At 46.3% G+C, this 21684-nt stretch carries 7 protein-coding genes and 1 pseudogene; all 8 read right to left on the bottom strand.

Annotated elements, in window-relative coordinates:
- Positions 1–14 precede the first annotated feature (14 nt).
- Positions 15–1349 (bottom strand): acetyl-CoA carboxylase biotin carboxylase subunit, encoded by a 1335-nt coding sequence (locus H7F27_RS11080; protein ID WP_185847913.1) that lies wholly within the window; start codon positions 1347–1349, stop codon positions 15–17.
- A 13-nt stretch (positions 1350–1362) separates the two neighbouring features.
- On the bottom strand, positions 1363–3012 hold the full coding sequence (locus H7F27_RS11075) for an AMP-binding protein (RefSeq protein ID WP_185847912.1): 1650 nt from the start codon (positions 3010–3012) through the stop codon (positions 1363–1365).
- A 41-nt stretch (positions 3013–3053) separates the two neighbouring features.
- Positions 3054–4196, bottom strand: a complete 1143-nt coding sequence (locus tag H7F27_RS11070; RefSeq protein ID WP_185847911.1) for an acyl-CoA dehydrogenase family protein — start codon at positions 4194–4196, stop codon at positions 3054–3056.
- 169 nt (positions 4197–4365) lie between these two features.
- Positions 4366–4506 carry a TetR/AcrR family transcriptional regulator gene (locus tag H7F27_RS21135; RefSeq protein WP_260627254.1) on the bottom strand — a complete coding sequence of 47 codons (141 nt, stop codon included), beginning with the start codon at positions 4504–4506 and terminating at the stop codon, positions 4366–4368.
- 326 nt (positions 4507–4832) lie between these two features.
- Positions 4833–6368 (bottom strand): glycoside hydrolase family 10-like protein, encoded by a 1536-nt coding sequence (locus H7F27_RS11060; RefSeq protein ID WP_185847910.1) that lies wholly within the window; start codon positions 6366–6368, stop codon positions 4833–4835.
- Positions 6369–6512: 144 nt separating this feature from the next.
- Positions 6513–6905 (bottom strand): DUF1360 domain-containing protein, encoded by a 393-nt coding sequence (locus H7F27_RS11055; RefSeq protein ID WP_185847909.1) that lies wholly within the window; start codon positions 6903–6905, stop codon positions 6513–6515.
- A gap of 123 nt (positions 6906–7028) precedes the next feature.
- Positions 7029–10854: pseudogene (gene fenB, locus H7F27_RS11050) on the bottom strand (fengycin non-ribosomal peptide synthetase FenB).
- A gap of 28 nt (positions 10855–10882) precedes the next feature.
- Complete coding sequence (fenA, locus tag H7F27_RS11045) at positions 10883–21679, bottom strand: fengycin non-ribosomal peptide synthetase FenA (protein WP_185847908.1); 10797 nt, start codon at positions 21677–21679, stop codon at positions 10883–10885.
- Positions 21680–21684 lie beyond the last annotated feature (5 nt).

Raw genomic sequence — 21684 nt, 5'->3', positions numbered from 1 at the left:
GACAGCTGCCTCCTTTATAAGTTGTTTTTCAAAAAATCAGTTGTGACGTCTCCTTTTTTGAATGCTTCTGATGAAGCAGCCTGTAAGAGAAGCGGAATATTCGTTTTGATCCCTTCTATCCGATAGTCACGGAGCGCCTCCTTTAGCCTCTCAATCGCTTCCTCTCTGTTTTGGCCTTTGACGATCATTTTGGCGATCATCGGATCGTAAAAAGGCGTAACTGCGCTCCCTGTTGCTACTGCACATTCGTGTCGGACTCCATATTGTTCCGGGAGAGAAAAAGCGGTGATTGTTCCCGGTGACGGATAGAAGGTTTTCGGATCTTCCGCATATATTCTGACCTCTATGGCATGCCCGTTTCGTTTTATGTCCTGCTGAGCGAATCTGAGAGTCTGTCCCTCCGCAACCCTTAATTGCTGCTCAACTAAATCTAAACCTGTAATTTCTTCAGTCACGGGATGTTCTACCTGCAATCTCGTATTCATTTCCAGAAAATAAAAGTTTTTATTCTCATCGACTAAAAATTCGATCGTTCCCGCATTGGCATAGCCAATCGCTTTGGCTGCTTTCACTGCCGTTTCTCCTATCTTCATTCTCAGCTCATCATCAACAAATGGAGATGGGGCTTCTTCAATGACCTTTTGGTGGCGCCTCTGGACAGAACAATCACGTTCAAACAGATGCACGGCATGCCCGTGGTGATCGGCAAGAATTTGAATTTCGATGTGGCGGGCGTGTTCAATCACCTTTTCTATATACATGGACCCGTCTCCGAAAAAATCTGCTGCTCGTTTTTTGTTTCCTTCATACGCCTTTATCAATGCTTCTTCGTCAGGAACGAGCTGCATTCCGATGCCTCCTCCCCCTGCTGAAGCTTTCAGCATAACGGGGTAGCCGATTTCACTCGCGGCGAGGCAGGCTGCCTGAATATCTCCAAGGGATTCGGAAACACCCGGCACTACAGGAACACCTGCCTCCTCCATTGCCTTTCGTGCTTCAATTTTACTTCCCATTTTGGCAATCAAAGCGGGTGAAGGACCGATAAATACAATGTTTTCTTCTTTGCAGCGTTGCGCGAAACGGCTGTTTTCTGACAATAATCCATATCCCGGATGGATGGCGTCGGCATTTGCCTTTTTCGCCGCCTCTATGATTCTCTCAATATTTAAATAGCTCTCACTGACTCTCGATTCTCCGATATAATAAGCCTCTGTTGCTGCCTTTGTATGGAGCGCATCTCTGTCTGCTTCAGAATATACCGCTGCCGTTTTGATCCCAAGGCGGCTGCACGTACGTATGATTCTCATTGCGATTTCTCCGCGATTGGCAATCAGCACTTTTGTAAACAAATGAAATCACCCCTCATTGACTTGATGGTAAGTGAAACAGCTGAATCGTTTTTTCACGAAGCTTGTATTTTTGAATTTTGCCTGAGGCCGTCATAGGATACTCGTCTGTAAAGATGAAATAACGCGGAATTTTGTGGCGGGCGATTTTCCCTTTGCAATAGGTTTTCAGCTCTTCGGATGAAGCTGTTTTTCCCTCTTTCAGCTTAATCCAGGCAGCTGCCTCCTCCCCGTATTTTTCGTCAGGCACACCAACTACCTGTACATCTAAAATATTAGGATGGCGGTATAAAAATTCTTCTATTTCTCTCGGATAAACGTTTTCACCGCCTCTGATGAGCATGTCTTTTAATCTCCCGGTGACGCGGCAGTATCCGTCTTCATCCATCACAGCGAGATCACCGGTAAAGAGCCATCCTTCTGGGTTGATTGCCTTTTGCGTAGCTTCTTCGTCTTTATAATAGCCCTTCATCACATGATACCCGCGGGTGCAAAGCTCTCCCTGTACGCCTCTTTGAACCTCATTAAACGTGCCGGGATCCACAATTTTCACTTCGACCTCAGGCAAGGCTCGGCCGGTTGTTTCCACTCTTCTTTGGAAGGAATCATTAGCTCTTGTTTGTGTGATCACCGGCGAAGCTTCCGTTTGTCCGTAGGCGATTGTGATGTCTGTCATGCCCATTTTTTCAATGACAGCTTTCATCACCTCACTCGGACAGGATGATCCTGCCATGATGCCTGTTCGCAACGATGACAGATCATAAGAATCAAAATCTTGAAGATGAAGCTCCGCGATAAACATCGTCGGTACACCGTGCAGTGCTGTGCATGTCTCGTTTTCAACCGTTGTAAGGACTGTAGCAGGTTCAAATTCTACAACAGGTACCATGGCTGCTCCGACGGACACACATGCCAAAACGCCAAGCACGCAGCCGAAGCAATGGAAAAACGGAACCGGAATGCACATGCGGTCAGATGAGGTTAATTTCATACATTCAGCGATATTTGCGGCGTTGTTGATGACATTAAAATGAGTCAGCATCACTCCTTTAGGAAATCCTGTCGTTCCTGACGTGTATTGCATGTTAATGACATCATCTTTTTCAAGGCTGCTCATTCTTGCTTCCAGCTCGGCATCTGACACTGTTTGTGCCAACATCTCTGTATCGTCCCAATGATACATACCAGGTAAACGTTTTTCACCGATATAAATCAATGTTTTTAAACACGGATAGCGTTCTGATTGCAGCTGCCCGGGCTCTGCTTCCTTCAGCTCGGGAATTAAGCTGTTCAGGATCTCTGTATAAGAAGTGCCGCGATATGAATCCATGACGATAAGTGCATCCGCATCTGATTGTCTCAGCAAGTAATCAAGCTCTTGGGATTGGTAATTTGTATTTACGGTAACGAGCACAGCCCCGATTTTTGCGGTGGCGAATTGAGCAGCAAGCCATTCCGGTATATTCGAGGCCCATATGGCCACGTGGTCTCCTTTTCTAATTCCCATCCCCATGAGCCCTTTAGCGGTTTGGCGGCACAGCCTGTTGAATTGCGCGTACGTATAGCGGAGATTCCGGTCGGGATAGACAACCGCTTCTTGATCAGGATAGGCTGCTGCCGTTTGTTCCAGCAGCCTGCCGATTGTGCAATGGATGAGTTCAGACATGTGTCGGTCCTCCTTTCACGAGATCAGAAAGCGTTTACATTTTATTTTAGAAGCTGTCTGGCGATCACGATACGCTGAATTTCTGATGTGCCTTCTCCAATTTCCATCAATTTTGCATCCCGCAGCATCCGTTCAACCGCATATTCTCTCATGTAGCCGGAACCGCCATGGATTTGAATCGCTTGGTTGCATGCCCTTGTTGCCATTTCAGAGGCAAACAGCTTGGCATAAGCCGCTTCTTTCGTAAACGGGCGCTTATGATCTTTCAGCCAGGCAGCTTTTAATACCATTTGCCGGGCAAGATCGATTTCCATCGCCATGTCGGCAAGTTTAAACTGAATGGCCTGAAAGGAAGAGATCGGCTGTCCGAACTGCTTTCGTTCTTTCGCATAGGCTAAGGAGGCTTCAAGTGCCGCTTGGGCAATGCCGACTGCAAGAGCGGCAATTGAAATGCGTCCGCCATCCAGGGTATGAAGAAACTGTTTAAATCCTTTTGAAGGGTCGCCGAGCAGGTAACTTGCGGGTACACGGACATCCTCAAGCAAAATTTCCGCTGTATTTGATCCGCGCACACCCATTTTATCGTACGGGCTCGTTATGGTAAGGCCGGGTGTGTCTGTCGGAACAATTAATGCGGAGATGATATTATTTCCGCTCTCATTTTTGCCTGTCACTGCCGTCACAATCACCGTACGTGCATAGCTGGCATTTGTGATCCAGCATTTTTCGCCGTTAATCACATATTCATCACCATCTATCACCGCTTTCGTTTGCGTGCCTCCTGCATCAGAGCCGGCATTTGGTTCTGTCAGGCCGAATGATCCGAGTGCTTTTCCGGAAGCCAGAGGAATCAAATGGTCCCGTTTTTGTTCTTCTGTCCCGAAGTAATATAGAGGGCTTGCACCGAGTGAAACTGCAGCTGCATAGCTTAATCCTGTACTGCCGCATGCTTTGCCGATTTCTTCAACAGCTAAGGCATAGGAAATCGTATCTCCGCCTGATCCTCCATATTCCTCAGGAAAGGGGATGCCCATCAGTCCGAGGTCACCCATTTTTTGAAACGTTTGTATCGGGAATTCACCCGTTTGATCTACATGTTCTGCGTGAGGAGCAATTTCTCTCTTTGCAAAATCCTTTACCATTTCACGAACCATTTGCTGTTCTTTTGTCAGGTCAAAATTCACTTGGTTTCCTCCTTCACATCTTTGTAACATCCTATTAAGTGAATTCAGGAATCATTCCCTGACAAAAGAAGTCTGAAAATTAAAACGTCAGCGTTAAAATTAACCGGTGATAATAAGCATTTTCCTTTGTTCGGGCTTTTGCTGATTTTAGCTTTTCGGTTGGCGGACGCTAATTGTTCTTTACGTTTGCCCATGAACTGTCGCACACATGACGAACCACCTCCAGCATCAGGTTCTCTTTTGTGCGAAAATGATAATAAACGGTTCTTTGCGTGACATTTGCTTGTTCGGCAACTGATTTTAACGTCATTGTAGTCCCTTGATACTTCTCATAAATCCCCCACTTTTTTCTGATCATCTCGATCAAAATGGCTAATCATTTTATGTACTGTCTTTATGTTATGTTTAGGAATGATGCCGCAGTTTTTAAATACTTCGTCATGTTCATAGATTGAAAATATATTTTGCAAGTGTGCCTCTTCGATCTTTTTTAATACGAAATGCTCAGATTCCAATACAGGGAAATCATTAAAAATCATTTTCTCTTAGTAATTCAGCACCGGCAATACGTTTCTTGCTCATTCATAAAAACGCAATTTGTTGAAAAAGACGGCTAGTAACAGCCGTCTCTGCGGGCTATTGTTTTATTTTTCTTTTCGAGGCCTTGCTTTCGTTATGAAGCCGGTCTGCGGACGTGACATAATACGTATATGTTTTATTTGGTTCTGCCGTGTCATCCAGGAAGGTTTGCTTGTCGTTTGTTTTTCTTGCTGTGGCCAGCAATGTTTGCTCCTGTTTTCCTTCAGCCCTGTATATCGCATAATAGGCTGTTTCCTTTGTTTTTCGATTTGATGGGTGGTCTTGTATGTGCAGGAGGTTTCCGTTATCGTCTGCGGTTACTTTGGTCAGTTTCGGTTTTTTCGGTGCTTTGCTGTCGAGCCAAGGCATTTCGGGTACCAATGCAGGCTTGCTGTACAGGTCGGTGATGAGTCTGTCTTTGATGCCGAGCGGATTTTTATTGAGGTCTTTGAGGCTGAAATGCATGCTTCCTTTCACCAGCTCCAGCTGACGGTTGAGATTGATTTGTCTGGCGTATTCTTCAGGGTCGGACCAAGGCGGGTCAAAATTGTTATTGATTTTATAGGCTGCCTGCCCGATGTATAAATGAACGGGTCTGTTTTTGACCTCGTTGCTCCACCAATCAGCCAGCACGTCATAAGCGGCTGCGTTGAAGCCGATGCTCCAGTAAATTTGCGGGGCAATATAGTCGATGTCGCCTTGCTGGATCCAGTGTCTCGTATCTGCATAAAGGTCGTCATAATTTCTGACACCTGCTTTGGTATTCGATCCGGTTGGGTCGTCTTCTGCGTTTCTCCATACACCGAATGGACTGATGCCGAATTTGACATATGGTTTTTCAGCTTTGATTGTTTGATTGATTTGGCTGACAAGCTGGTTTACATTATCTCTTCGCCAGTCATCAATAACGGGAAACGTGTCTTTCCCGTATTGTTCATACTGTACGGTATCAGGAAATTCCTGTCCGGCTATTTTATAAGGGTAAAAATAATCATCCATATGAACGGCATCAACGTCATAATGCTTTACGACTTCTTCAATGCCTTCGATGATAAAATCCCTCGCTTCAGGAATGCCGGGATTATAATAAAGCTGCTTTCCGTAAGCCACGACCCAGTCCGGATGCTTTCTTGCCGGGTGATCATCAGACAATTTATTGAGATCTGTATGGTTCATCGTAATACGGTAAGGATTAACCCAAGCGTGAAATTCAAGATTTCGTTTATGGGCTTCTTCAATCATAAAAGCGAGCGGATCATAACCTGGGTCTTTTCCTTGAACACCAGTCAAATATTCAGACCAAGGCCCGTAAGCGGACGGATAAAAGGCATCGGCCGTCGGCTTAATTTGAACGATGACGGCATTCATTCCCATTGACTGAACGTCATCCAGCAGGCTGAGATACTCCTGTTTTTGCGCTTCAATCGATAAGCCTTTTTTTGACGGCCAATCAAGGTTTAGTACGGATGCAATCCATACGGCTCTCAGTTCCCTGTCCGTTTGTGCTTTGGCCAGATAAGGAACGGATATGATTAACGTTCCGATGAGCAAGCTGACAAGAATACGTACAATCGGCTTTTGACAACCCTTCATTCTGTTTCTTCTCCCCCATTACATCGCTTTCACTATTCGTTATTACGGTATTCCCGGGCTGTAAAAGGGTGCTTAATCGGATTGAAGAAACCGGATTTATAACCGGCTGAACGTAAAAAAGTCCCGAAGCCTCTTTACCCTGCTTTAGGACTTTTTATCATTTATGAGAATTTGGATACTTTTTAACACGTCTACGAGTTTTACGCCTACGCCGACAGCTGATTCAAGAATGGCCTGTGCGCCTGCGATCGATAATATGAAAATCACCGGAACAGCGATATCAGGTAAAAAAAGATAGCCAAGCCCGATCAGGATGGCACACCAAACGCCCGCGCACCAGTAGCAATTTAACATATAGCCAAAGTTTGAGGCCGGCACGTTTTTTTCATTCACGTGCCCGTTTGCATCAACAGTTCTTTTCTTTTTCATAAAAGGTTTTCGGATGAATTCTGTAATTTTGTCGAATACAATTAAGTGTGTCAGCCTGTAACTCGCCAGTATCAGCATAAAAAAAGTAAGCCAAGAAAGATGTTCCATGACAAGCCTCCAAGAAAAAGGATGATGTTATCATTCCCCGCTTTTTTGCATCCATTCTTATGCGCGACACTCTTGCAAAAAGAAAACCGGACAGAGATACGCTTCTGTCCGGCAAGTATTTGTTTAATGCTTATTTGGCAGCACTTTTTGATCTGAATTGATCTTGTCTAAAATATCGAGGATAATATTTGCATTCTTTTCAGCAAATTCACCTTCCAGCATGTCTTTGTGCGCGCCGTATCCGGTGTATTCGGCATAGCCTTCCTCAGCGGCGTCTTGCCATTTCTGTAATACCATAGCCCCGCTCGTTTCGGTTTGAATGCCAGCTTCAATGAAATGAATGTTTGACTTGATACGGCCTTCATTTATTAACTGAGCCCAATATTCCTGATAGCACCTTTTTTTCTGCATCACTGTTTCTCTGACTGCTTCCGGCAGGTATGCGGCTGAGTCGTCGTTTTCGGTATCTGCTGTCATAGACTGATCCTTTTTGTAGGCGTCTACGATAATGAAGTCACTGACTTCTAGTCCTTTCTGCTCCATAGCCTGTACGACCTCAAAAGCCAAGTTTCCGCCCGCGGAGTAGCCTAATAGAACGTACGGCCCTTCTGGCTGTATTTCGGTAATGCGGCTGACGTATTGTTCAATGCGGCTGTCTTCCTCAATAAAATGAAAGCCATACACGGCTGCTTTGTGATTCAGCTGCAATGCCAGGTCTTTAAAATAAATCCCGAAGCCTGAAATCGGCGGGAAGCAGAACAGGTTTTTTTCCGCCTTGCTGGTTCAGTTGGATCACATGCTGTTCACCGGCCGCTGACAGCTGATTAGAATAAAGCTTTTCCGCAAGCTGGGCGATCGTCGGATTTTCGAATAAGACATCAATCGGTATATCAATATGCTGATGATGTTTAAGCATGTGTATCACTTGAAGCGCTTTTAGTGAATGTCCGCCAAGACCGAAGAAATCATCATGTATTCCGATCGTTTTAACGCCGAGTACGCTTTTCCAAATTTGCGCCAATTCCTGTTCGACCCAGTTTCTGGGCGGTGTGAGGTCCTGACGATTTTCAGACTCGTTTTCTGGAACAGGGAGTGCGCTGCGATTGATTTTTCCGTTTCCGGTAAGCGGCATACGGTCAACTCGAACCCAGCGCTGCGGAATCATGTAGTCAGGAAGCACTCGTGCTAATGCAGCGCGAATTTCCTTTTCGTTTCTGCTTTCATCACTAACATAATGCATGTATAGCTGCGCCTCTCCATCTGTTTCCAGCAAAGTAACTGCCGCTTCACGTACCCCTTCGATTTCTAACATCCGCGCTTCAATTTCAGCGGGCTCAATCCGTTTTCCGCGAATTTTAATCTGTCTGTCAATCCGGCTGATATATTCTAGGTTCCCATCAGGCAGCCACCGCGCCAAATCACCGGTACGGTATATTCTTTCTCCAGGTATGAAAGGATCAGAAGAAAAAACGGCAGCTGTTACATCATCTCTGTTTAAATAGCCTTTTGCCACCCCGTCACCGCCGACACATAGCTCTCCGGGAACGCCTATTGGCAAGAGACATCCTTTTGCATCTAAGATGAAAGCGGTACAATTGCTGATCGGTTTCCCGATCGGGATGGGAGTGGCATAGTCTCTTTTAATCTCAAAAAAGGTTGAGAACGTCGTGTTTTCTGTCGGTCCATAGATATTATAAAGCGAAAGCTTCGGACACGCGCGCCTGACAGCGTTTATAAGCTCAGGCGACAGCGCTTCGCCCCCGACATATAGCGTATGAAGCCTATGAAACATGTCAGCTTGAGCTTGTGCCAGCTGATTAAAAAGAGCGGTTGTCAAAAACAGCACAGTGATGTTGTTTTCAATTAAATACGCGCCAAAACGATCTGGTGTCAGCATTGTTGATTTATCAATGATATGCAGAGTTGCTCCTTTTAAAAGCGCTCCAAACATTTCAAAGGTGACGGCGTCAAAGCTGATGGACCCTGTCAGGATAAACCGGTCATTTACAGAAGCTGATGTGTAATTGCTGTTGCAAACAAGGGACACGACATTGCGATTGGTAATCATGACGCCTTTAGGCCGGCCTGTCGAACCGGAAGTATACATGATGTACGCGAGATCATCCGGGCCAGTGACGATTTCCAAAGGTTTCGTATGTTCTTCAATCATCGCCTCTGCATCTGCAGAAATGAAGGTTCCAGCAAACGCTGTGTTTGGCTCCAGTCCTTTTTGAACAATCAGCATAGCGGCTTTTGTTTCGTCGAGCATATAGCTGATACGTTCAGGCGGAAGCTCCGCGTCAAGAGGAAGGTATGTCCCCCCTGCTTTTAAAACAGCCAGTACACTAATGATGAATTCAGGAGAATGACCAGCCAAAATACCGGCTGTTCCGTTTCGGCGCAGCCCGTTTTCATACAATGTTCTGGCCAGTGCATCCGATTTTTGATCGAGTTCACGATACGAAATGGACCTATTTCCGTAAACTAGAGCTGTTTGATCTGGTGTTTTTACTGCCTGTTCGCGGAATATATCTATTACTGATTTGTTTTTCGGATACTCCGTCGAAGTGTCATTACATTGTGTTAAAATCTGCTCTTTTTCTTTCGGATCAAGAAAGGAAAAGTCTGCAACGGGAATGTCAGGGTGATCTGCAGCTGCTTGTAACGCTTGTGTCAGCTGTCTTTGGATGCAGGTCATCCAGGCAGCATCATACACGTGCGCATTATAGCTGAACTTGATGACGAGTTCATCACCGGGAGCAACGACAAAGTTGAAATTGTATCCTGACTGTTCAGACACTTTTACATTGTCTATTTGCAGAGGTGAATCAATCTGATCAGCTGAGTCAGCCATTTTTTGCTGTAACGGATAATTTTCAAAGACAATAATGTGGTCAATCAGTTCCTGTTTTAAGGCGGTGTTTGCCTGAATATCGAATAAAGGATGGCAGGTAAACGGCTCAGCGTCCAGCATATCTTGTTGACAGCGGCTGAGCAGTTCTGCAAACGTTTCTTCTTTGCCTGTTTTAACACGAACCGGAACTGTATTGATAAACAATCCGATCATTGACTCAACACCCGGAATTTCAGATGGTCTGCCTGAAACGACCGCGCCAAAAACGACATCGTCCGTTCGGTTGTAGCGCTGGAGCATGACACCCCAGACCGTTTGAATAAAGGTGGCAAGCGTGACGCCTGTTTGTTTGGCGGTCTCTTTTAGCTTGTCCGTCAGCTTTTGATTCAGAGTGAAAGTTAATTCTTCACGGTAATACCCTTCTTTTGCTTCTCTGTCCGTCACCCGAGGCAGCTGTGAGGGGGTGCTGTAGTTTTTCAGATAAGCACGCCAGTAGTCTGCTGCCGTTTCTTTGTCTTGTTTTGTCAGCCAAGAAATATAGGTGCTGTAGGGACGAACAGGCTCCAAAGCAAGGTGATTTCCTGTATGGATAGATTGATAGATTTGCATAAATTCCTGCAGAATGATTCCGAGACACCAGCCGTCCATTAAGATGTGATGGTGGCTCCAGACACAGACATGCTCATTTTCTGCTGTTTTGAGCAGAGAAATCCGCATCAGCATGTCTTTTTGCAAATCAAACCCTTTTTTCTTATCTTTCTCCTTAAACTGTTCAATATAATCATTCTGCTCATTCGTTTGCAGGCTGGAAATGTCCTCAGTGTGCAAATGGAATTTCCGTTCTGTCATCACGACCTGCCGAGGCCCCGACAGATTGGGGACGTGCGGCAGAAATACAGTTCTGAAAATATCATGGCGGTCGATGATGGCTTGAATACTGCGCTGAAACATCTCATAGCTAAGGCTTCCTTTTATCGTAAAGAGCGACTGCTCAACATAAGCTCCCTCCTCTTTATGGAGGAAGGAATGAAACAGCATTCCCTCCTGCATATGACTCAGAGGATAAATGTTCTTGATTTTTTTGGTTTTAACCATATCGCCTGCACCTTTCTATACGGTTTCATTAGTGAAAACTGAGCATATCAGCGATTTCTTGGAGTGCGTCCTCGGTCAGTTCATGATCATCAAAATCGCTGATGGTTTTTTCTGTTTCTGTTTTGTTCAGACAGTGATCAATCAGCTTCAGTAAATAGTGATGGCAATTCTCACAAAGCTGTGCGATTGTTTTATGCTGGAAACGGGATGTTACGTACGTCATGTTGACTGTCATTTTTCCTTCTGCTGCCATCGCACTGATGTCAAGCGTTTGCTCACGGTTCCAAGAAGTGCTGATATCTTCTCCGGTCCCGAGCGGAGAAAACGAGAAGGTGTTTTCATCAGGCGCTTCAGTTGTACGGCTGTTTTCAAATTGACCCAGATAGTTGAAGCTGATTTCCGCCGTGCCGGTGAAATCAAGGTCAGTTTTCTCAGGCGGGGTCAAATATTTGAGTACACCGTAGCCGAATCCTTTGTCCGGAACGCGTCTCAGTGTATCTTTTGTTGTTTTTAACACATGAACCAAGTATTCTTCTTGATCCTTGTCGGTCAAGTCTGAATCTAGTTTGACGAATAATGGATAAATGGCGGTAAACCATCCAATCGTGCGGCTGACATCTATGCCGTCTAACACATCCTCGCGTCCGTGGCTTTCTAATGACAATTTGACGGCGGATTGTTTTGTCCAATCCCGCAAAGCTAGAATCACGGAAGCCAGCAGCATATCTTGCGTATCTGTGTTATATATACTGTTGACGCTTTTTAAAAGCGCATCCGTCTCTTTTGTATTTAGAGAGAATGAAACTGTATCCCGTTTTCTCTCATTTAAAGTTTGAGCGTTCATTTGATCAAACGGCAGTGCTTTTGCTTGATACTCTTCAGCTTCGCGCCAATATGCGAGCTGTTTCATAAGCTGACGGCTTTCAGCATAGTCAGCGAGTTTTTCCGTATATGCTTTGAAAGAGCTTGTTTTAGGCGGCAAATCAATGTCTTCTCCGTTTACAGCCTGACGGTATCCGGTTGCCAAATCCTCCAGCAGGACACGCCATGAGACGCCGTCAACGATGAAGTGATGAGCCGTTAGGAACAAAAAGTCTCCATTATCTGTACGGAAAAGTCCGGCCTGCAATAGCGGCCCTTTTTCCAAATCTATGTTCTGCTGAATGTCACGTACATGATGTTTAATCAGAGATTCATATTCATTGACTTCTGAACCTTTAAGATTGATGATCTGAAGGCTGTACAGCGCGTCGTCTGAATGACTGACCGGCCGATTATATTGAACCCATTTGCCTTGCTCAGACTGTGTGAACACCATTCGCAGCGCATCGTGGTGGATTGTGATGGCTTTTAACGTTTTGCGCAGCGCGTCTTCTTGAACGGAGGTGCTCCGATGCAGCATAACAGATTGATTAAAATGGTGTTTCTCTTTTATATCTTGAGAAAGGAACCATTTTTGAACAGGTGACCACTGTACTTCTCCCTCAACCGGAGCTTGGCTGGCACTAGTATCGGAATCACGGATATATGCTGCCAGTTCTTTAATTGTCGGATGACTGAATAAATCTTTAACCGACATTTGTTTCCCGATTCGATGAAGCCGTGCTGACACCTGTAACGCTTTAATGGAATCTCCTCCGAGCTCAAAGAACGAATCATCAATTCCGATTTTCTCTGCACCGAGCACTTCACCCCATATATCTGCCAGTTTTTGTTCCATCTCGCTGTTCGGTGCATGAAATGTACGTACTTGATTGAATGCCGGTTCTGGAAGTGCCCGGCGATCCAGCTTGCCATTTGGTGACAAAGGAAGCGAGTCCAGCGTTTGAATAAACGCCGGCATCATATACAAAGGCAGCTGTTTTTTTAATTCGGCACGCAGCATTTCTGTATTAAAGTCTTGCTCTGCCACAATGTAAGCACACAATTCGGTTTGAGCAGGCGCTGTTTCGCGAGCAAGGACAACAGCCTCTTTTACTCCGTTTATACGGCGGATAACTGATTCAATTTCTTTCGTTTCTACACGGTGGCCTCTGATTTTGACTTGATCGTCCATTCGTCCTAAGTATTCGATTGTACCGTCTGCCATCCATCTGGCTGTGTCACCTGTTCGGTACATGCGTTTTTCGGGCTGGAATGGGTGCTGAACGAACGTTTTTGCTGTCAGTTCCGGAAGATTGACGTATCCTCTCGCAAGCCCTGTTCCTGCTATACAAAGCTCGCCGGCAACGCCGATTGGCTGAAGCTGATCCCCGTTTAAAATCAGCACTTCAGTATTGTCGATCGGCCGGCCGATGCATACGTTTTTTTGCCGTTCCATATGTCTCATGGCTGTGGTTGCCACACTGTTTTCTGTCGGCCCATATTCATTTGCTAGCTCTGTATTCGGGCATATTGCCATGCTGCGGTCTATCAATTCCCGGTCAGCTGCTTCTCCTGCAAGCGTGACTACTCTAAGCGTCTTCGCATCTTCCGGCTGTATGACGTCCAAAAGTGCCCGATATAAAACAGGGACGATAATCATATGTGTAATCCGATGATGAGATAGATCATGCTTAATGGACAAAATATCTTTCGCTTCGTTTTCACCAGGCAGCACTGTCTTTGCACCTGACAAAAGCGGTGTGAACATACTTGTTAAAAAGCCGTCAAACGAAAAAGAAAAGAGCTGAAGGACTGTGTCTGTCTCATTCAAAGCATAAGCATTTCGCCGCCACTGCAGGGTGTTGGCTATTCCTTTATGCTCGACCATCACGCCTTTTGGCTGGCCTGTCGTTCCTGAAGTGTAAATGATATAAGCCAAATGCTGAGGGCGTGACACTTGCGGAAGCGGTGATCCGTCGTATGTCTCCGCGTTCTCTATGGCGAATATCTCACCTTCAAAATCTTCAAGTGCTTCTTGGTCCGCAGCAGGTAAAGTGATGAGCAGTTTGGTTCGGCTGTCGCCGAGTATATAGCGTTTCCGTTCCGCCGGGTATTCCGGATCAATCGGGACATAACAGCCGCCGGCTTTCCAAACGCCCAGAATGGCTGCAATCATGCTGAATGAACGAGGCATCATAATTCCGACTGGTGTGTCCGGCTTAACCCCGCGGTCTCGCAGGGCCCATGCAATGCCATTGGACCATTCGTCCAGTTCCTGATAGGTGAGCGTGTTTTCTTTGCTGACGAGTGCAGGAGCATTCGGAGTCAGCGCTGCTTGTTTTTCAAACAGCTGATCGATTGTTTGCACTTTATGTTCATTTTCTTGCCCGCTGTTAAACTCATTCAGCAGTTTGTTTCGCTCTTCATGAGTCAGAATGTCGATATTGTTAAGAAGTGTGTTCGGATTTTTGACAATATGACTCAGCAAATTTGTCAGGTGATATGTCCATTGTTTTATCGTTGCTTTTTGAAAAAGTGCAGTCGAATATTCAAATTGCAAATGAATTTGCTCGTCACCCTCAGAAGCCTGCAATGTGATATCAAACTTAGAAACATGATGAGAAACGCCGGCCGGCTGGAGTTGTATGTCATCCAGCTCCAAAGACTGTTGCTCTGTATTTTGAACGACTAACATGGCATCAAACACTGGATTTCGGCTCATATCCCTTGTTACGCCGAGCTTATCGACAAGCTCTTCGAACGGATAATCCTGGTGTTCGTAAGCTTCCAATGCGGTCTCGCGCACTTCCTGCAAAAATTGCGCAAATGGCTTCCCGCCCTCCGGGCGTGCCCGAAGCGCCAGGGTGTTGACGAACATTCCAAGTATCGGCTCAAGATCTTTGTGAGGACGTCCGGCAATTGGTGACCCGACGATGATGTCTTCCTGTCCACTTAAGCGCGACAATAACGCTGTGTAAGCTGCCAGGAGCACCATGTACAGGGTGCTTCCGTTCTCGCGTGCGAGCTTGTGAAGTCCGGCTGTGAGTTCTTGATCGAGCGTAAATGAGACTTGATCACCCGCGAAGCTTCGCACCGGCGGCCGGGCGTAATCAGCCGGCAGGTCCAGTACGGGCAGCTCGCCTTCGAGCTGCTTCAGCCAGTACGCCTCCTGCGTCTTGTACGTGTCTCCTTTTTTAAAGGCCTCCTGCCATACGGCATAGTCTTTATATTGAATGTGAAGCGCAGGTAGCTCCTGATTGGCGTACAGCTCCCCGAATTCCCGAATGAGCGTATTGACTGACACACCGTCTGAAATAATGTGATGCATATCGACCAGTAATAGATGCCGCCCGTCTGATACCTTGACGATCCCCGCCCGGAACAGCGGAGCTTGGCTGAGATCAAACGGCTGGATAAACGCTGACGCGGCTTCCTGTTCAGTTTGTCCGCCGAGCACAGAGGTGTGGAATGTAAACGGCACTTCGTCATGGATGCGCTGAACCGGCTCGCCGCCTGTGTCCGTTGTAAAGGACGTCCGCAGTGACTCGTGGCGTTTGATCAGCTTTTTGAATACGGCCTCCATTCTTGTAAGATCCAGCTTTCCTTCCAGCTCCAAGACTGCCGGCATATTGTAGCCTGTGCCTCCATCCTCCAGCTGCTGGAGCACATACATCCGCTTTTGGGCGGAGGAAACCGGGTAGGTCTCGCGTTTTTCAGCCGGCTTAATGGCTTCATACGGACTTTCCGTTCCTTCGCTGATGACAGAAGCCAAACCTTCTACCGTCGGATGGGCAAACACATCCTTCAGCGGCACTTGGACGCCGAATTCCTTAGCGATCCGGGAAACAAGCGCGGTGGCTTTTAAGGAATGGCCGCCCCGGTCAAAAAAGTTGTCGTGAATGCCGACAGGTCCGCTTTTCAGCACTTCCTCCCACAGCTGGGAAAGCTTCATCTCTGTCAGATTTCTCGGCGCTGTGTAGGTTTCCCGATCTGCCGCTCCGTCAGGAGCAGGCAGCGCTTTTCGGTCGAGCTTTCCGCTCGGGGTAACCGGCCATTGTTCCATTTCAATGATATGAGCAGGAATCATATAGCCCGGCAGCAATGCCTCAAGCTGCTTGCGCACTTCATTTCTTCCGAGCCCTTCCGCATATGCACATAATTCCGCCTCGCCGCTTTCTGTACGAACGGTTACAGCCGCTTCCCGCACGCCTTCTATGCTTCTGAGCACCGCTTCGATTTCTCCCGGCTCAATCCGGTAGCCGCGGATTTTTACCTGGTCATCCAGACGGCCGAGGAATTCAACCTGACCATCTGGGAGCCAGCGCGCCAAATCACCCGTTTTGTACATGCGTTCACCCGGATAAAATGGATCATCAAGAAAACGTTCTTTTGTTAATTCCGGCCGATTCAAGTAGCCTCTGGCAACCCCGGCCCCGGCGATGTACAATTCTCCGATACATCCAGCAGGCAGCATCCTCTGCTTCTGGTTCAGAATATACAATCTGACATGATGAATAGGTTTGCCAATGGGAATGCGGTCAAGTTTTTCATCCAGCGGGCAATCAAAGAATGCCGCTTCTACAGTAGCTTCGGTAGGCCCATAGGAATTGGTTAATGTAACATCTGGCAGCAATTCACAGAACCGAGAGACAAGATGTGCCCCCAGCTGTTCGCCTCCAGAAAACACCCTCTTCAGCCTGTTCGTTTTGATCGGTACAGGGCCATTTTTTAGATATTCTAAAAACGCATGAAGCATAGAAGGCACAAAATGCATCGCTGTAATCTGCTGTTCTTCTATGACCTTCAATATCATGTCCGGTTCTTTTTCGCCTCCTTGAGGAAGCAGATAAACAGAGGCGCCAGCATACGGCCACCAAAACAGCTCCCATATCGAAGCATCGAAGGAATACGACGTTTTATGCAAAATGACGTCCGATTGGTTCAAAGGATAGCGGAACTGAAGGGAATTTAAAAAATTCACTGCAGATTGATGCTCAACCTGTACACCCTTAGGTCTTCCAGTAGAGCCGGATGTATAAATCATATAGGCTAAAGAATCCGGATAGACTTCAACATTTGGATTGGACAGACGACGTTTCAGCCCGCTGTTTAATTGACTGAGATGAACGATTTCTCCATCAAAAGCCGGAATGTCTAGATTGTCAGATTGAATAAGGAGAATGCCAGAATCGCTGTCCTTCAGCAAAAAGCGGATCCGTTCCTCTGGATAATCCGGGTCAATAGGAAGATAAGCGCCGCCTGCTTTTAGAATCGCATAAATCCCGATCAGCATTTCAGGGGAACGCCTACCCATAATGGCAACAGTCGTTTCGGCTTTTACTCCGCGGTCGATCAGCTCCCAGGCTACACGGTTAGCCTGTTCGTTCAATTCCTTGTAGGTTATCTCTCCGTCTTCAACGATCACGGCCGGTTGGTCAGGTGTTTTTGCCGCTTGCTGTTCGAGTGCATGGTGCAGGGTCTGTTTCAACGGATAGCCTGTCTCCTCAAGCGGATGGCACGAGTCAATGAAAGACCTTTCTTCTTCTATTGTCAGGATCGGGATATTGTCCAATTCCATGTCAGGACTGGAAGCTGTGTTTTCCACAAGTGTCATAAAAAGGTCGGCCCATCTTTGAACGGTATCTTTTTCAAACAAAGCGGTACTGTATTCAAACTGACAGTACAGCTCAGCTTCATGCTCCGTGACATACAGGGAAATATCGAACTTAGATATCGGATGCTGCAAATCGTTCCATCTAAGCAGCAAATCATTCATTTTCAGCGTTTGCTTTTCCATATTTTGCAGCACAAGTGTTGTATCAAACAGCGGATTCCGGCTCATTTCCCTCTGCACACCGAGTTGATCAACCAGCTCTTCAAACGGATAATCCTGATGCTCATAGGCTTCCAGTGCAGTCTGCTTGACTTCCTTCAGAAAATCCGTAAATGTCTTATTGCCGGCTGGGTGCGTCCGGAGCGCTAATGTATTGACGAACATGCCAAGGACCGATTCAAGATCGGCATGCGGGCGTCCGGCAATAGGCGAACCGATCACGATGTCTTCCTGACCGCTTAACCGCGACAAAAAAGCTGAATACAATGCGAGTAGCGTCATGTACAGCGTGCTCCCATTTTTGCGGGCTAGCTGCTTCAGGCGGGACGTGATTTCTTCATTCATTTGAAATAAAACTTTGCCGCCTGTAAAATTCCGTTCTGCCGGTCGGCGCTTGTCTGTTGGGAGCTCGAGCACCGGCAGCTCACCGCTAAACTGTCTCAGCCAGTAAGTCTCCTGCTTTTTGTATGTGTCTTGCTTTTGAAATTCCTGCTGCCAAACGGCATAATCTTTATATTGGATTCGTAACGGCTTAAGCGTCCGATCTGCATAGCGCTCAGTGAATTCGCGGATTAAAAGCTGAACGGATACACCATCGGAAATGATATGATGCATGTCCACCAGCAGCAAATGCTTCTCGTTCGCTAGTTTCACAAGGCCAGCTCTGAATAACGGCGCTTGACTGAGGTCAAATGGACGGACAAATCCAGCAGCAGAGGCTTCTTCACTTAACGTAAACGGAACCTCACTGTGAATACGCTGTACGGGCTCGGCATCTTCTCCCGGCACAAAGGACGTTCGAAGCGGCTCATGCCGGCTGATCAGTTCCTTGAATACAGCAGCCAGTTTTTCGCGATCAAGCTTCCCTTCCAGTTCTAAAACTGCCGGCATGTTGTAGCCGACACCGCCATTATCTAGATGCTGGAGCACGTACATCCGCTTTTGAGCTGATGATACTGGGTACGTCGGTTGTTCTTTTGCCTGTACAACCGACGCATAGGGATTTTCCTCTGCATGTCGAATAATGAGAGCCAATCCTTCCACTGTCGGATGGGCAAATACGTCCTTCAGCGGGACTTGAACATGAAATTCCTTGGCGATTCGCGACACAAGCACCGTTGCTTTTAACGAGTGTCCGCCGCGGTCAAAAAAGTTGTCGTGAATGCCGATCGGGGCTTCCTTCAGCACATCTTCAAACAGCTGCGAAAGCTTTACCTCTAACAGGTTCCGCGGAGCAGCGTATGTATTACTGCTGATTGAAGCTTCCGGTTCTGGAAGAGCTGATTGATCGACTTTTCCGTTCGGCGTCAAAGGAATGCTGTTAACCCAGACCCATTTGGCCGGAATCATATATTCTGGGAGCTCATTTGCCAGATATTGTCGCAAAGCCGAGGCATCCAGCCTGTGCATACTGCAATAATAAGCGCATAACTCATGTTCTTCACCTTGATTTGGCCGGATAAGAATAGCAGCTTCTTTGACCTCTGGATGATTCATTAACGCGATTTCTATTTCTTGCGGCTCGATTCGATAACCTCTGATTTTCACTTGATCGTCGGCTCGACCGATATATTCAAAGCTGCCGTCTTCACGAATTCTCGCTACATCTCCCGTTCGGTACATGACCGCTCCGGGCCTGAAGGGATCGGGTAAAAATTTCTCTCGCGTCAGTTTATCGTTATTGATATAACCTCTGGCCACACTTGAACCGGAAATATAAAGTTCTCCTGATACTCCCCGAGGCTGCAGCTGTTTTTGGCGATTTAAAATATACAGATCAGTACAATCAATCGGTTTTCCGATCGGAGGAAACTCCGGAATTTGGTCACCCGGATGTATGGTATATGCCGACACTACATGAGTTTCTGAAGGTCCATAATGATTGTGCAAGTACATGCTGCGCTGACGCAAAACATCTTTGAGGAGACTGGAAACGATTAATTGCTCCCCGGCTGTAATCAGGTGTTTTACATCATGAGGAAACGCGTTCGCAAATTCCTGTTCGCTGAAAATCATTTTGATAAAAGCCGTTGGGAGAAACACAATAGTCGTCTGATGCTCTTTTATAAATGCAAACAGCTGCGGCACGTCTCTTTTTATAGCTTCAGGCACGATATGAAGTGTGCCGCCTCCCAGCAATGTTGAAAATATTTCTTGATAGCAGACGTCAAAAGCAGGAGTTGCAAATTGCAAAACATCATTTTCAAAGTCAATGCCAGAGCGAGTGAATTCGAACTGCAGCAAGTTAGCCATATTTCGATGTTCAAATTGAACGCCTTTTGGTTTTCCCGTTGTGCCTGATGTGTAAATCATATAGAGCAGGTCGTCCGCACTATTCACTGAATGTAAGCAGCTGCCGTCTTCGATTTGAATATCTTCTATATAGGTAACATTCAGGCCAGTCTCAAGCAAAGGTGCAAAATGCGCTTGTGAAACGACATGAGAGCAGCCGCAGTCATTTAGAATATAATTTATTCTGTCAGACGGATAATGGGGATCGATTGGAACAATGGCGCCTCCAGCCTTCAATATACCGAGAATACCTGTAATGAACTCAGTTGAGCGTTCCATCATGATTGCGACAGGTTCCTGCCTCATAACGCCTTTTTTCCGCAAATGCCGTGCCAATCTGTTGGCGGATTCGTTCAATTCTTTATAGGTCAGAGAATGCGCTTGATCAATCACAGCCCGCGCGTCAGGCGTCCTTTCTGCCTGTTTTTCAAACATGGCATGGATGGTTTCATAAACTGGTTTGTGATCTTTGATTTCCCCAATCAGCTGCAGCTTTTCAGTGTCTGTTGTGATATCGATGTCTTCGGGTGAGAGGTGCGGATGATCTAAGATTTGGGAAACAGTGTTCAAAAGATGCTCCTTAACAGAAAGCACAAAGGATCGGTCGTGCAGTGCTGCATCATAGCTCATTTTTATATGGATTTCTTCCGCTGGCGCCACCATAAGATAAAAGCTGTAATTGGTTTCATCCGCTACTGTAAAGTTATGAATCTGAAAAAGATCTGAATCAGGCTCCTGGCTGTTCAGCATTTCTATTTCTTTCTGCACCGGATAGTTTTCGAATACAAGAATGTGATCAATCAAACCTTGCTTGACTGCTGAACGGGACTGTATCTCGTATAGAGGATGGTAGCTGTATGCTTCTGCAGCAAGGCGATCCTTTTGCATGTCTTTTACGAGCTGTAAAAATGGCGTTTTTGATCCATGCATCCGTATGGGAATCGTGTTGATGAAAAGCCCGACCATTTGTTCAATTCCTTCAATGTCTGAGGGCCTTCCTGAAATGACAGAACCGAATACCGCGTCATCACTATTGTTATATTTTTGAAGAAGAATTCCCCATAGGGTATGGAAAATTGTACTGAGTGTGACTTCTTCTCTTACGGCAAGCTCTGACAGCCTGCTGCTGTCTTCTTTTGAAAATGAAAATGTAATTTGCTCCTGCCTGCTTGTGCTCTTTGTTTTTTTCTGCTTCGGGAGCAAGGTTTGCTGCTTAATGCCGGAAAGATAATTGTCCCAATAGGAAACAGCTTTCTCTTTGTCTTGCTCCATCAGCCAATTGATATAAGTTCCGTATGGCTGAACGGGCTCCAATGATAATGGAGCCCGTTTTATTTTTGATGCATAAATCTGAAGGAATTCTTTTAGTACAATGCCGAGGCACCAGCCGTCCATCATGATGTGATGAAAGGTCCAAATACAAGTATATTGCCGCTTTCCGGTTCGAATAAGTGTGATGCGCATGAGCATATCTTTTTGCAGATGAAACCCTTTGGCGCGGTCCTTTTCTTTTATTTGTTCGACAAACGCAGATTGGCCCGCTTCATCTAAATGAGCAATGTCCTCCTCCAGTACACTGACAGTCCGTTCCCTCAGGACAACCTGCTGAGGTGAAGAGACATTTTGGCTGATGAAAATCGTTCTGAAAATGTCATGTCTTGCTACTAAAGCATTGATGCTCTCTTGGAAAAACTGCAAATTGACTTCTCCCTCTATTGTAAAAGAGGCTTGTTCAACATATGCCCGTGAATCTTTTTGCAGGAGGGAATGAAAAAGCATTCCTTCCTGCATATAAGACAGCGGATAAATATCCTGTATTGAATTCGCTTTTGTCATGTTCA

Origin of the sequence: Bacillus sp. PAMC26543, from assembly GCF_014250375.1 — a bacterium.
GTDB lineage: Bacteria > Bacillota > Bacilli > Bacillales > Bacillaceae > Bacillus > Bacillus halotolerans.
The sequence above is the reverse complement of the archived record's forward strand: the minus strand, read 5'-3'. Positions and strand labels throughout refer to the sequence as shown.